Raw genomic sequence first — 12,440 nt, forward strand, 5'->3', positions numbered from 1 at the left:
GGGGGAAGCCCGCCGGGGGGAAGACCGTTATTTCAGCAGGCGGGACAGCCGGCGGTCGGCCAGCGGCTTGCCACCGGTCTGGCAGGTGGGGCAGTACTGCAGCGAGGAGTCGCTGAAGGACACCTCGCGGATGGTGTCGCCGCACACCGGGCAGGGCTCGCCGGTGCGGCCGTGCACCCGCAGCCCGGACTTCTTCTCGGACTTCAGGTCGCGCAGCGGCAGCCCGCGGGAGCGCTCGACGGCCTCGGTGAGGGTCGTGCCCATCGCCGCGTAGAGACCGGCCACCTCGTCGTCGCCGAGATTCGCCGCCAGCTTGAACGGCGACATCTTGGCGGCGTGCAGGATCTCGTCGGAGTAGGCGTTGCCGATGCCCGCCAGCACGCTCTGGTCGCGCAGTACGCCCTTGATCTGCCGGCGCTCGCCGCGCAGCAGGGCCGCGAAGTCCTCCAGCGTGAAGGTCCCGGACAGCGGGTCGGGGCCCAGCCGGGCGATCCCCGGCACCTCCTGCGGATCGCGGACCACGTAGATCGCCAGGCGCTTCTGGGTGCCGGCCTCCGTGACGTCGAAGCCGGCGCCGTCGTCCGGGTCGCCGAGCCGCACCCGCAGCGCGAGGGGGCCGCGGCCGGGCTTCGGCGGGGCGTCCGGCAGCCGGTCCAGCCAGCGCACCCAGCCGCCGCGGGCGAGGTGGACGACCAGGTGCAGGTCGCCCAGGGTCAGGTCGAGGAACTTCCCGTGGCGTCCGGCCGCGTCGAAGGTCCGCCCCTCCAGGGCGGTCAGCGGCGGGTCGTAGGTCTTGAGGGCGTGCACGGCCGTGAGCTGGGCGCGGCCGACGCTGCGGCCCGCCAGGTGCTCGGCCAGGAACCGGCTGAGGGACTCGACCTCCGGCATTTCGGGCATGCGTCCAGTCTGCCCCGGGCCGGCGCGAGCGCGCACCCGCCGCGGACCAGGGAGTGAGGGATCGGCCTGACCGCTCGATCTTGATGCTAGGCGCCAGCACGCGGGCCGCGCCCTCCCGGCGGGGAAGGGCGCGGCCCGGAGACGGCACAGGGGGAGCGGAAGCCGCTCCGGCCTGCGGCTGGGTCACACGTCGAAGTAGAGCTCGAACTCGTGCGGGTGCGGGCGCAGCGCGATCGGGGCGATCTCGTTGGCGCGCTTGAAGTCGATCCAGGTCTCGATCAGGTCCGAGGTGAAGACGCCGCCGGCCTGCAGGTACTCGTTGTCCTCCTCCAGGGCGGAGAGGACCGCGGGCAGCGAGGTCGGGACCTGGGGCACGTTCGCGTGCTCCTCGGGCGCGAGCTCGTAGAGGTCCTTGTCGATCGGCTCGGCCGGCTCGATCTTGTTCTTCACGCCGTCCAGGCCCGCGAGCAGCAGCGCGGAGAAGGCCAGGTACGGGTTGGAGGACGGGTCCGGCGCGCGGAACTCGACGCGCTTGGCCTTCGCGTTGGAGCCGGTGATCGGGATGCGCATCGCCGCGGACCGGTTGCGCTGCGAGTACACCAGGTTCACCGGCGCCTCGAAGCCCGGGACCAGGCGGTGGTACGAGTTCACCGTCGGGTTGGTGAAGGCCAGCAGCGACGGCGCGTGCTTGAGGATGCCGCCGATGTAGTAGCGGGCGGTGTCCGACAGGCCCGCGTAGCCCTGCTCGTCGTAGAACAGCGGCGAGCCGCCCTGCCACAGCGACTGGTGGACGTGCATGCCCGAGCCGTTGTCACCGAAGATCGGCTTCGGCATGAAGGTCGCGGTCTTGCCGTTGCGCCAGGCGACGTTCTTCACGATGTACTTGAAGAGCATCAGGTCGTCGGCCGCGGCGAGCAGCGTGTTGAACTTGTAGTTGATCTCCGCCTGGCCGGCGGTGCCGACCTCGTGGTGCTGGCGCTCGACCTGCAGGCCGGCCGCCTCCAGCTCCAGGCTGATCTCGGCGCGCAGGTCGGCGAAGTGGTCGACCGGCGGGGCGGGGAAGTAGCCGCCCTTGTAGCGGACCTTGTAGCCGCGGTTGTCCTGCTGCGCGCCGGTGTTCCAGGCGCCCGCCTCGGAGTCGATGTGGTAGAAGGACTCGTTCGCCTTCGTCTCGAACCGCACGCTGTCGAAGACGTAGAACTCGGCCTCGGGACCGAAGTACGCCGTGTCGGCGATGCCGGTCGACGCGAGGTAGGCCTCGGCCTTCTTCGCCACGTTCCGCGGGTCACGGCTGTACTGCTCGCCGGTGATCGGGTCGTGGATGAAGAAGTTGATGTTGAGGGTCTTGTCCCGGCGGAACGGGTCGACGCGGGCCGTGGAGAGGTCGGCGCGCAGCGCCATGTCGGACTCGTGGATCGCCTGGAAGCCGCGGATGGACGACCCGTCGAAGGCGAGCTCCTCGGTCGGGTCGAAGGACGAGACCGGGACCGTGAAGTGCTGCATGACGCCGGGCAGGTCGCAGAACCGGACGTCGACGAACTTGACGCCCTCGTCCGCGATGAACTTGTTGACGTCGTCGGCGTTCTGGAACATCCAACTCCTCCTAGGCCCGGCCCCGGCGGGTCGGGTTGGCGATCGAGGTGCGGCCAGTGCGGTGGCGCACACGCCCCGACCATAGAGATCAGGGATTTCTCCAGCATGACCCATTTGTTTCGTCGGCGTTAACCGCGACGCCCGGGTGGGGGGACCCGTGCGGCACCACTGCGCCACTCGGGGGTTACCGTGGACGGGTGGACAACAGGGAAGCAATGGGATCGTGGCTCTCCGGACCGCGGGCCGCCGCCGAGAAGATGGGCGTGGACTTCGGCTACCGCGGTGAGCGCCTCGGGCTCCCCGAGGAGGGACCTGGATCCATCGCACCGGTCGGCCGGCGCATCGCGGCCATCTTCATCGACTGGATCCTCTGCGTGCTGATCGCCTACGCCCTCATCGCGCACCGTGACCTGCACGGGGCCGAGAACTGGGCGCTCGCCGTCTTCGGGGTCGTCGCCTACATCGGTGTCGCCCTGGTCGGCGCCACCCCCGGCAAGCTGCTGCTGCGGCTGCGGGTCGTCCGGGCCGACGGCCGCCGCCTCGGCCCCGGCGGCGCGCTGATCCGCACCGTGCTGCTGCTCCTGGTGATCCCGGCCGTCGTCTGGGACCGCGACACCCGGGGACTGCACGACAAGGCCGCCAAGGCCGTCCAGATCAGGATCTAGAGAACGCTGGAGAACGGGAGAAGGGGCGCGGCCTCAGGCCGCGCCCCTTCTCCCGTTCTCGTCGTGCCGCGTCAGCGTCCCTTCGGCAGCCGCATGCCGCGCGGCATCGGGCCCTTCGGGATCGGCATGTTGCTCATCATGTCGCCCATCGCGCGCAGCCGGTCGTTGACCTCGGTGGCCTTCGGCCCGCTCAGCGCGCGCGGCAGGCGCAGCAGCGTGGTGCGGATCTTCTTCAGCGGCAGCTGGCCCTCGCCGTCACCGACGATGTAGTCGTGCACCGGCACGTCGTACACGATCCGGGCGACCTTGCGCTTCTCGGTGGCCAGCAGGCCCTTCACCCGGTTCGGGTTGCCCTCCGCGATGAGCACCACACCGGCGCGGCCGACCGCGCGGTGCACCACGTCCTGGCTCTTGTTCATGTTCACCGCGGGAGTGACCGTCCAGCCGCGGCCCACGTTCTGCAGCACCGCCGCCGCGGCGCCCGGCTTACCCTCGAGCTGGCCGAAGGCCGCCCGCTCGGCACGGCGCCCGAATACGACGGCCATCGCCAGGAGCGCGATCAGCGCACCCAGGATCGCCGCGAAGATGGGGTGATCGATCAAGAAGCCGAGGGCGAGGATGACACCGAAGGTGACGATTCCCACAGCCGCAAGGACAAGCCCGATCTTCGGATCGGCCTGCCTGGTCATCTTGTACGTCTGAGCGATCTGCGCGAGCCGCCCAGGGTTCTCGGATGTTTCCTTCCTCGCCATGCGGCAAAGGATACGTGGCCGTTCGGGACGGCGTCACCGCGGCCGGGTCGCCGGCCGCGCGGCGTCAGTCGCGGAGCACTCCTGTGACGCGCTGGCCGGCGGTCAGGGCGTTCATCTCGTACTCCGCGTCCCGGCGGTCCCTGGCCCGCTGGCGGTCCGCCACGACGGCCGCCCAGGCGTTCCTGCGGGCCGTCTGCTGGCCACCGGACAGCAGAAAGGATTCGACAGCGCGCAGCCCCCGGGTCACGGGAGTGCGGACGTGCGGTGCGGCAAACGGCTCGGACGGCAACTCGGACGGCATGGAGCCCCCTCGGAAGGCAGCTGTGCGACGGCTGTACGGAACCAGCCTCGGCACAATGTGTTACCAGCCGGTGACCATCCGGTCAATCTCGTATGAAAGCCTCATCGGTGCCGCCCGGACCCTTCCGGACGGCACCGAGTCACGACTCAGACCGCGGCCGCGAGCGAACCGCCCTGCTGGCGGCGGTCGACGGCCTGCTGGAACAGCCGGCCGGCGCGGTAGGACGAACGGACGAGCGGGCCGGACATGACACCCGCGTAGCCGATCTCCTCCGCCTCCTCCTTCAGCTCCACGAACTCGGCCGGCTTCACCCAGCGCTCCACCGGGTGGTGCCGCACCGACGGGCGCAGGTACTGCGTGATGGTGATCAGCTCGCACCCGGCGTCGTACAGGTCCTGCAGCGCCTGGCTGATCTCCTCGCGCTCCTCGCCCATGCCCAGGATCAGGTTGGACTTGGTGACCAGACCGGCCTCACGGGCCTTGGTGATGACCTCGAGCGAGCGCTCGTAGCGGAAGCCCGGGCGGATCCGCTTGAAGATCCGCGGCACGGTCTCCACGTTGTGCGCGAGCACCTGGGGGCGGGAGCCGAAGACCTCGGCGAGCTGCGCGGGCTCGGCGTTGAAGTCGGGGATGAGCAGCTCGACCTTGGTGCGGCCGCCGGCCCGGTCGGCGGTCATCGCGTGGATCTGCCGGACCGTCTCGGCGTACAGCCAGGCGCCGCCGTCCTCCAGGTCGTCGCGGGCGACGCCGGTGATGGTGGCGTAGTTCAGGTCCATGGTCAGCACCGACTCGCCGACGCGCCGCGGCTCGTCGCGGTCCAGCGCCTCGGGCTTGCCGGTGTCGATCTGGCAGAAGTCGCAGCGCCGGGTGCACTGGTCGCCGCCGATGAGGAAGGTGGCCTCGCGGTCCTCCCAGCACTCGTAGATGTTCGGACAGCCGGCCTCCTGGCACACGGTGTGCAGCCCCTCGCTCTTCACGAGCTTCTGCATCTGCGTGTACTCGGGACCCATTTTCGCCCGGGTCTTGATCCACTCGGGCTTGCGCTCGATGGGGGTCTGGCTGTTCCGGACCTCCAGGCGCAGCAACTTGCGTCCGTCGGGTGCGACTGCGGACACGACCGGCTCCCTACAGCTGAGATTTAGCCTTCGGCTTTGATTCTTCGGTAAACGCCAGGGTACGCCCCTGAATTCCTAGACGGCACGCGGCAGGGGGACCGCGGAACCGAGCACCTCGGTCAGGTGCTTCTCGACCACCGGCAGCACCTCGGCCACGGTGACGTCGCGGCCCAGTTCCTGCGAGAGCGAGGTGACGCCCGCGTCCCTGATGCCGCACGGCACGATGCGGTCGAACCAGGTGTTGTCGGGGTCGCAGTTGAGGGCGAAACCGTGCATCGTCACGCCCTTGGCGACGCGGATGCCGATCGCGGCGAGCTTGCGGTCCTCACCGCGCTGCCCGGCGTTGGACGGCGCGTACTCCGGGCCGTTCAGCCGCGGGTCGAACTCCTCGTCCGCCAGCCGCGGGTCGAAGTCCAGGGTCAGGCCGTTCGAGGTCCGCTCGGTGACCGGGTCGCCGAGCACCCAGACACCGGACCGGCCCTCGACGCGGGTGGTCTCCAGCCCGAAGTCGGCGGCCACCCGGATCAGTGCCTCCTCGAGCCGGCGCACGTGCGCGACCACGTCGACCGGGCGGGGGAGCTTCAGGATCGGGTAGCCGACGAGCTGGCCGGGGCCGTGCCAGGTGATCTTGCCGCCGCGGTCCACGTCGACCACCGGGGTGCCGTCGAGCGGGCGTTCGTTGTCGGCGGTGCGGCGGCCGGCGGTGTAGACCGGCGGGTGCTCCAGCAGTAGGCAGGTGTCCGGCACCTCGTCCGCGAAGCGCGCCGCGTGCACCCGGCGCTGCTCCTGCCAGGCCTCGGTGTACTCCACCGCCTCCGCGCCGAACCCCAGATGAACGAAGTGCAGGTCGCTCACGGTCACTCCTCCGCAGTCCACAGCTCCCGGCCGGACGTGGATCCCACTCCGTGCCTCCCTCACTGTACGGCGGCGCGGCAGGCCCCCGGCGAGCACGTGCCCGTATCACGGCACCGCGCTGCCCAGTGGGTGGTTTACCCGGTAATACCCCTGGTTGTCGCTCGTTCGGGGGAATGTTCGGCCGAGCTGGTCACCATGCGCGCACCGGCCGTTACATTCGCGCCGACCCGCAGACCTCACCGGCGAACCCCCGGCCCGCCTGCCACCGGACGTCCGGCGAACCCCAGCGACCCCCCCAGTCAAACGTCAGCCAAGCATCAGCCAACCCTCGGCGAAGCCCAGCGAACCCCTCAGTGAAAGTGGCCGCACCACCGATGACGGAACGTGCCCCGCAGCGAACCCCTCAGCGCCCGAAGGCCGCCCCGGACCCGGACCCGGCGGCCCAGCCGTCCCCGCCGGCCCGCACCACCCGGGAGCACCGCCCCAACCGCAGGCTCGCCGCGCTCATCTCGGAGGCCGGCTTCTCGCACGCGGGGCTCGCCCGCCGGGTCGACCAGCTCGGCGTCGAGCACGGCCTGGACCTGCGCTACGACAAGACGTCCGTCACCCGGTGGCTGCGCGGCCAGCAGCCGCGCGGCACCACGCCCGCACTGATCGCCGAGGTCTTCACCCAGCGCCTCGGACGGCGGCTGTCGGCGCAGGACCTCGGGCTCGACGCGTGCGCCCCGGTGTACGCGGGCCTGGAGTACGCCGCCACGCCCCTGGAGGCGGTGGACATCGTCAGCGGGCTGTGGCGCAAGGACACCGGCAGCCAGGCGGAGCTGCGGAAGATCGCGTTCACGCCGGCCGGACTCGTGGTCCCCAGCCGGGACTGGCTGATCGGGCGGGCGGACGACACGGTGGTGCCGCCGGGGTCCGCCGTCCCGCCGGGTCCGCCCGCCGCGCCCGGTCCGCCCGTCGCGCCGGGTCCGCCCGTCCCGCCAGGGCAGTCCGTGCCGCCGGGACAGGCGCGGGTGCCGGCGCAGAGCCGGGGACCGCGGGGCACGGGGACGCAGGCCGGCGCGGACGCCTCGGGCGCGGGTGCCGCTGTCTCCGGCGCGCTCGGGGGCGCCGGTACGGCCGTCGTGCCCGCCGGCCCGGTGCGGACCTCCGGGATGCGGGTCGGGGCCGGTGACGTGGCGGCGGTCGGAGCCGTCGGCGAGCTGTTCCGCTCCCTCGACCACGCCTACGGAGGCGGGCACGCCCGCCAGGCCCTGGTGCGGTACCTGGAGCACGAGGCCGAGCCGATGCTGCGCGGCAGCTACGGCGAGACGCTGGGCCGCCGGCTGTTCGCCGCCGTCGCCGACCTCACCCGGCTCGCCGGCTGGACCTCGTACGACATCGGCGCCCACGGACTGGCCCAGCGCTACTTCGTGCAGGCGCTGCGGCTGGCGCAGGCCGCCGGCGACCGGGCGTACGGCGGCTACGTGCTGGTCACCATGAGCCGCCAGGCGGTCTACCTCGGGCACGGGCGGGAGGCCGTGCAGCTCGCCCGGGTCGCGCAGCAGGGCGTCGGCAGCAGCGTGCCGTACACCGTCCAGGCGCTGCTGTACGCGGCCGAGGCGCGCGGGCACGGCCTGCTGGGGGAGGCCAGGGCGTGCGCGGCGGCCCTCTCGCGGGCCGAGCGCGCGCTGGGGGCCGCGCGGACGGGCGACGAGGTGCCCCCGTGGGCCCGGTTCTTCGACGAGGCCCAGCTCGCCGACGAGTTCGCGCACTGCCACCGCGACCTCCAGCAGTGGCGGCCGGCCGTGCAGCACGCCGAACGGTCCCTGCAGCTGCGGGCCCCCGGGTACGCGCGCAGCCGGCTGTTCTGCCGCACGGTGCTGGCCTCCGCGCGGCTCGGGCTCGGCGACGTCGACGCCGCCTGCGCGCACGGCTACGAGGCGGTGCGGGCCGCGGGCGACCTGCGGTCCGCCCGGGCCACGGAGTACGTCCGCGAGTTCGCCCGCCGCCTCGACCCCTACCGCGAGACCGCCGCCGTCCGGACCTTCCGCGAGCGCGTCACCGCCCTCCGCGGCTGACCCCCGCCCGCGGCGCGCGACGGGGGCGGGGGCCGGCCGGAGGAGGTCAGGCCGCGGCCTCGGCGGGGGCGGCGGGCTCGGAACGGCCGGCCGCGGGACGCCCGGCCAGATCGCGGAGGGCGGCGAGGGCGGCGCGCCGCCCGGAGAGCAGGGCGCCCTGGACGGAACTGGTGTCGCGGTGGTCGCCGCACACGTACAGGCCGGAGAGCAGCCGGACCGGCCGCCGCAGGTCGTGCGGCGGCGGCATCGCCGGGACCGCGTCCGGGTCGGTGCGCAGCGCCAGCAGCTCCCACCGGTCGGTCGAGGTGTCGTACAGCTCGGCCAGATGCGCCCGTATCGCCTTGTCGTCCTCGCCGTCCGGCGGCGGGCCGAGCACCACCGAGCTGACGAGTGCCCGTCCCGAGGGCGCCCGGGTCGGGTCGACGGCGCTCGCGGGCAGGGTGTGCGAGACCGGGCCCAGCCGGTCCGCGTCCAGCACCAGGACGGGTTCGCGGACCGGCGCGGCGGGCGCCGCGTGGTGGACGACGGTGACCTGGTGGAAGGCCGGCATCCGCAGGCCGGGCAGCAGCGCGCACGCCGACCGCGCGTCGGTCGCCACGACCACGCCGCGGCAAGGGAGTTCGGTGCCGTCCTCGGTCGTCACGGCGTTGGCCGCGACCCGGGTCGCCCGGGTGCCCAGCCGGACCGTGCCCGGCGGCAGCGCGTCCGCCAGCCGGGCCGGGACGCTCGCCGCGCCGCCCGTGGGCAGGCAGGTGCGCCCCCGGGCGAACGCCCGCAGCACCAGGTCCGCGACCCGGCTGGACGTGCCGAGTTCCGGGTCGCACAGCAGCGCGGCGAGGAGCGGCCGCAGGAAGCCCTCGACGGTCCGCGGGGCGAACCCCCGGGCGCCGAGCGCCTGCGCGGCGGTCGTCTCGGGGCGGGCGCCGAGCCGGGTCGCGGGGGTGCCCGCGAGGCGGTTGAGGGTCGCTCCGAGCCGGGCCTTGTCGAGCGCGGAACCGATCGGCGCCCGGGCGGAGCTGAACGCGACGCGGACGCCGCGTGGATCGCCGACCCGGTAGCCCCGGCCCGCGCCGCGCAGCACCGCGCCGGGCGCGACCGGGGCCATGGGCAGGCCGCGCAGGGCCGGACTGCTGTGCAGTTCGGGGTAGGAGGTGTTGAGCAGTTGCGGGCCGCGGTCCAGCCGGAAGCCGTCCACCGTGTCGGTGGCCATCCGGCCGCCCACCCGGTCCGCGGCCTCCAGGACGGTGACCGACAGGCCGCCGTCCGCCAGGTGCCGGGCCGCTGCCAGCCCGGCCAGTCCCGCACCGATCACGATCACGTCCGCGGCGGCCACCGTCCGTTGTCCGCGTGCTGGTGAGAGCACGATGCCCCTCCCGGAGATCGGGTCCGTTCCCCGCTGAAGCCGGGGGCACCCTGGAGCGCCGCCGACGCTGGTAGGGGTCATGCCCTTATCAAAGGCATTCGATGCGGGACCGACCGGACCTTTCCGGACTTCTACCACGGTGTTTCCGGACTTCGCGGCGTCAGCACACCCCAGCGGCCGCCCCGGTGCCGTCGCGGGGCGCCTCAGAACACCCGCAGGGCCTCCTTGACCGCCTGCTGGATCTCCGGCTGGGCCCAGGTGAACCCGGCGTCCAGCAGCCGCCGGGGCCGCACCCGCTGGCTGCTGAGCACGTCGCCGGCGAACTCCCCGAGCACGGTGCGCAGCACCTGCGCGGGCACGGCCGCCAGCGTCGGGCGGTGCATCACCTTGCCCATGGCCTTGGTGATCTGACGGTTCGTCAGCGGATCGGGCGCGGTGAGGTTGACCGGGCCGGACAGGCCGGGGTTGTCGATGAGGAAGCGCAGCGCGGCGACCTCGTCGTGCAGCGAGATGAAGCTCCAGTACTGCTTCCCGCTGCCCAGCCGTCCGCCGAGCCCGGCCCGGAAGAGGGGGAACAGCGGGGCCCACGCGCCGCCCGTCCTGGCCACCACAAGGCCGGTACGGGCGTGCACCGTGCGGATGCCGGCCTCGCGGGCCGGGTCGGCGGCGGCCTCCCAGTCGACGACGAGGTCGGCCAGGAACCCCTCGCCCGCCGGGCTGTCCTCGTCGACCCAGCGGTCGCCGGTGTCGCCGTAGAACCCGATCGCGCTGCCGCAGACCAGCACGGAGGGCGGGGTGGGCAGGGAGGCGACGGCCCGGGCGACGGCACCGGTGCCGCGCACCCGGCTGTCGCGCAGTTCCTTCTTGCGGGACTCCGTCCAGCGGCGGTCGCCGATGCCGGCGCCGGCGAGGTGGACGACGGCCTCGCAGCCGGCCAGGCCCTCGGTGTCGACGGTCCCGGCGTCCGGGTCCCAGGCGACCTCGCCCTCCTTCTTCGGCGTGTGCCGCACCAGCCGTACGACGTCGTGGCCGTCGCCGGCCAGTGCGTCCGCCAGTGCCGACCCGATCAGACCGCCCGCCCCGCTCACCGCAATCCGCATGCCCCCATCTTGCCGTCCCGGCGCCCGGTCCCGCGCACCGGCGGCGCGTCGCGGGACGCGGACCGCCCGCAGGATCCACCGCGCGCCGGGGCGAACGGGCGGACCACTCAGCCGAAACGCGCCCACAGGTGCGGGAAGCGCGCCGCCATCGCGGCCTCGTCGTCGAGGTCGAGCGGGTCGCCCTCCGGGGCTTCCTGGACCGGGAGTTCGAGGTCGGGCAGGCGCACCGCGGTGAGCTGTTCGTACGCCTCGTCCGCGGCGTACCCGAGATCCTCCGCGTCGCCGTCCGCGTCGGGGTCGAACTCCGGGACCAGGACGGCCAGATCGTCGGGTGCGGCGAGCGCGCCCTCGAAGACGTGCCGGCCCTGGCCGATCAGCCAGCAGCGGAAGTAGTCGAAGGACTCCTCGTCCGCGCCGCCGAGCATGATGTCGGCCGCGCCCCACAGGTCCCAGCGGAAGGCGCGGGCGAAACGCGTCTCGAAGTGCCGGGCGAAGTCCAGCACGGCTTCGGGGTCGAGCTGCGCCAGCCGCTCGACGAGCAGGTCGGCGTGCTCCTCCGAATCGCCGTCCGCGGCTTCGCGCGTGCCGTCGACGATCTCCCAGAACTCCGTCTCGTCCATCACGCGTCCAGCTTCCCGGTTGGCGCCCCCCGCCGCACGCGGAGCGCCCCGGATGCGCCCGTGTCGTTACGTTCGGACCGGCGGCGCCCCTCCGGACGTTGCGGCGTCAGCGGCGGTGCAGGTCCAGCCGGAACGTGACGGTGCGCCGCCGCGGACGGAAGCCGAGCGCGGTGTTGACGGCGAGCATGTGCCGGTTGTCGTCGGCGGTACCGGTCTCGATCTCGGTGATCCGCGGGTGGTCGGCGCCCACCCGGCGCAGCATCGCGGCCTTCAGCCACAGGCCCAGTCCGTTGCCGCGGTGCTCGGGCAGCACCGCGGTGTCGTGCTGCCGGGCGCGGCCCGGCAGCCCGGCGGGCAGCACGAGTTCGGTGAAACCGGCGACCGCGCCGTCGGCCTCGCAGACCGCGGCGACCGTCAGCAGCCGTTCCCCGCGCCGCTCGACGACCCGGGCACGCTCCCGCAGACGCGTCTCGTCCCACGCCGCGTCGCCGGAGCGCGCGGCGCCCGCGGGCCCGCCGGCCGTGGCCTGCCGGGCGCGCGCGTAACCGGCCGCGAGGGCGTCCGGTACCGCGCCGTCCCACGCCGTCAGCCGGTAGCCGGCGTGCGGCACGTCCGGCAGCTTGCGGATCGGCTCGGGCACCTCGTCCAGGGCCAGCCGCAGCCAGGTGAGCCGGACCACGGGGGTGAAGGAGCGGTTGACCAGGAAGCGTTCGCCGGACGTGCCCGCCGCCACCTCGGTGGTCATGCTGCGGCACCCCGCGGCCCGGGCCGCCTCGGTGACGGTGGACAGCAGCCGGGAACCGGCGCCCATGCGGCGGTGCGCGGGGTGGACGGTCATCTCCACCTCGGCGTGCTCGCTGCGGTCCGGGTGGGAGAACAGCCGCAGCGCCGCGGTGGCCACCGGGTCCGACCCGCTGCCGCGAACCAGCCACAGCACCAGCCTGCTGCCGGGCGCCGGGGTGGTCAGCCGTGCCTGGACGGCGTCCTGCGCCGGAACGGGCTCACCGGGCAGGTCGTGGGCGAGCGCGGCGGACTGCACCCGGTGCCAGGCCCGGAAGTCCTCGGCGCCGGGCGCTGTCAGCGGGAGTGGATTGGCAGGCATCCGGGGGACCGTAACCG

12 protein-coding genes are annotated in these 12,440 nt (G+C 73.5%); 2 read left to right on the forward strand and 10 right to left on the reverse strand.

Annotated elements, in window-relative coordinates; translation table 11 throughout:
• Window positions 1–27 precede the first annotated feature (27 nt).
• Both K7862_RS02320 and glnA read right to left on the reverse strand, forming a co-directional pair.
• A complete protein-coding gene (locus tag K7862_RS02320; protein ID WP_222959924.1) occupies window positions 28–897 on the reverse strand; it encodes an Fpg/Nei family DNA glycosylase in 870 nt (289 codons plus the stop codon).
• A gap of 183 nt (window positions 898–1,080) precedes the next feature.
• Window positions 1,081–2,490, reverse strand: a complete 1,410-nt coding sequence (gene glnA / locus K7862_RS02325; RefSeq protein ID WP_222959926.1) for a type I glutamate--ammonia ligase — start codon at window positions 2,488–2,490, stop codon at window positions 1,081–1,083.
• A gap of 197 nt (window positions 2,491–2,687) precedes the next feature.
• Here glnA and K7862_RS02330 point away from each other — a divergent pair, with 197 nt between their 5' ends.
• Complete coding sequence (locus K7862_RS02330) at window positions 2,688–3,155, forward strand: RDD family protein (RefSeq protein ID WP_222959928.1); 468 nt, start codon at window positions 2,688–2,690, stop codon at window positions 3,153–3,155.
• Between the two features lie 71 nt (window positions 3,156–3,226).
• Here the strand turns inward: K7862_RS02330 and K7862_RS02335 are convergent, their stop codons facing one another.
• The 4 genes from K7862_RS02335 to lipB all read right to left on the reverse strand — a co-directional run bounded on the left by K7862_RS02335 (window position 3,227) and on the right by lipB (window position 6,178).
• Window positions 3,227–3,907: a DUF4191 domain-containing protein gene (locus K7862_RS02335; RefSeq protein ID WP_222959930.1), complete on the reverse strand. Its 681-nt coding sequence runs from the start codon at window positions 3,905–3,907 to the stop codon at window positions 3,227–3,229.
• A 64-nt stretch (window positions 3,908–3,971) separates the two neighbouring features.
• Complete coding sequence (locus K7862_RS02340; protein WP_222959932.1) at window positions 3,972–4,208, reverse strand: hypothetical protein; 237 nt, start codon at window positions 4,206–4,208, stop codon at window positions 3,972–3,974.
• A gap of 146 nt (window positions 4,209–4,354) precedes the next feature.
• On the reverse strand, window positions 4,355–5,323 hold the full coding sequence (gene lipA / locus K7862_RS02345; protein ID WP_222959934.1) for a lipoyl synthase: 969 nt from the start codon (window positions 5,321–5,323) through the stop codon (window positions 4,355–4,357).
• A gap of 75 nt (window positions 5,324–5,398) precedes the next feature.
• Window positions 5,399–6,178: a lipoyl(octanoyl) transferase LipB gene (lipB, locus tag K7862_RS02350; RefSeq protein WP_222959936.1), complete on the reverse strand. Its 780-nt coding sequence runs from the start codon at window positions 6,176–6,178 to the stop codon at window positions 5,399–5,401.
• A 374-nt stretch (window positions 6,179–6,552) separates the two neighbouring features.
• Between lipB and K7862_RS02355 the strand changes: the two genes are divergently transcribed.
• Window positions 6,553–8,238, forward strand: a complete 1,686-nt coding sequence (locus tag K7862_RS02355) for an NsdA family TPR-like regulatory protein (RefSeq protein ID WP_262412533.1) — start codon at window positions 6,553–6,555, stop codon at window positions 8,236–8,238.
• A gap of 46 nt (window positions 8,239–8,284) precedes the next feature.
• Here the strand turns inward: K7862_RS02355 and K7862_RS02360 are convergent, their stop codons facing one another.
• The 4 genes from K7862_RS02360 to K7862_RS02375 all read right to left on the reverse strand — a co-directional run bounded on the left by K7862_RS02360 (window position 8,285) and on the right by K7862_RS02375 (window position 12,423).
• Window positions 8,285–9,601, reverse strand: a complete 1,317-nt coding sequence (locus K7862_RS02360) for an NAD(P)/FAD-dependent oxidoreductase (protein ID WP_308011805.1) — start codon at window positions 9,599–9,601, stop codon at window positions 8,285–8,287.
• 203 nt (window positions 9,602–9,804) lie between these two features.
• Window positions 9,805–10,701, reverse strand: a complete 897-nt coding sequence (locus K7862_RS02365) for a TIGR01777 family oxidoreductase (protein WP_222959940.1) — start codon at window positions 10,699–10,701, stop codon at window positions 9,805–9,807.
• Between the two features lie 107 nt (window positions 10,702–10,808).
• A complete protein-coding gene (locus tag K7862_RS02370) occupies window positions 10,809–11,321 on the reverse strand; it encodes a DUF4240 domain-containing protein (protein ID WP_222960362.1) in 513 nt (170 codons plus the stop codon).
• Window positions 11,322–11,427: 106 nt separating this feature from the next.
• The gene (locus K7862_RS02375; RefSeq protein WP_222959942.1) at window positions 11,428–12,423 is read right to left on the reverse strand and encodes a GNAT family N-acetyltransferase; all 996 of its coding nucleotides are present in this window, start codon (window positions 12,421–12,423) and stop codon (window positions 11,428–11,430) included.
• Window positions 12,424–12,440 lie beyond the last annotated feature (17 nt).

This window comes from Actinacidiphila acidipaludis (assembly GCF_019890725.1).
Taxonomy (GTDB): Bacteria; Actinomycetota; Actinomycetes; order Streptomycetales; family Streptomycetaceae; genus Actinacidiphila; species Actinacidiphila acidipaludis.

Coding starts and splice junctions, on each gene's coding strand:
- K7862_RS02355 (WP_262412533.1), top strand. CDS start 6,553: ATGACGGAACGTGCCCCGCAGCGAACCCCTCAGCGCCCGAAGGCCGCC.
- glnA (WP_222959926.1), bottom strand. CDS start 2,490: ATGTTCCAGAACGCCGACGACGTCAACAAGTTCATCGCGGACGAGGGC.
- K7862_RS02375 (WP_222959942.1), bottom strand. CDS start 12,423: ATGCCTGCCAATCCACTCCCGCTGACAGCGCCCGGCGCCGAGGACTTC.
- K7862_RS02340 (WP_222959932.1), bottom strand. CDS start 4,208: ATGCCGTCCGAGTTGCCGTCCGAGCCGTTTGCCGCACCGCACGTCCGC.
- K7862_RS02370 (WP_222960362.1), bottom strand. CDS start 11,321: ATGGACGAGACGGAGTTCTGGGAGATCGTCGACGGCACGCGCGAAGCC.
- K7862_RS02320 (WP_222959924.1), bottom strand. CDS start 897: ATGCCCGAAATGCCGGAGGTCGAGTCCCTCAGCCGGTTCCTGGCCGAG.
- K7862_RS02365 (WP_222959940.1), bottom strand. CDS start 10,701: ATGCGGATTGCGGTGAGCGGGGCGGGCGGTCTGATCGGGTCGGCACTG.
- K7862_RS02335 (WP_222959930.1), bottom strand. CDS start 3,907: ATGGCGAGGAAGGAAACATCCGAGAACCCTGGGCGGCTCGCGCAGATC.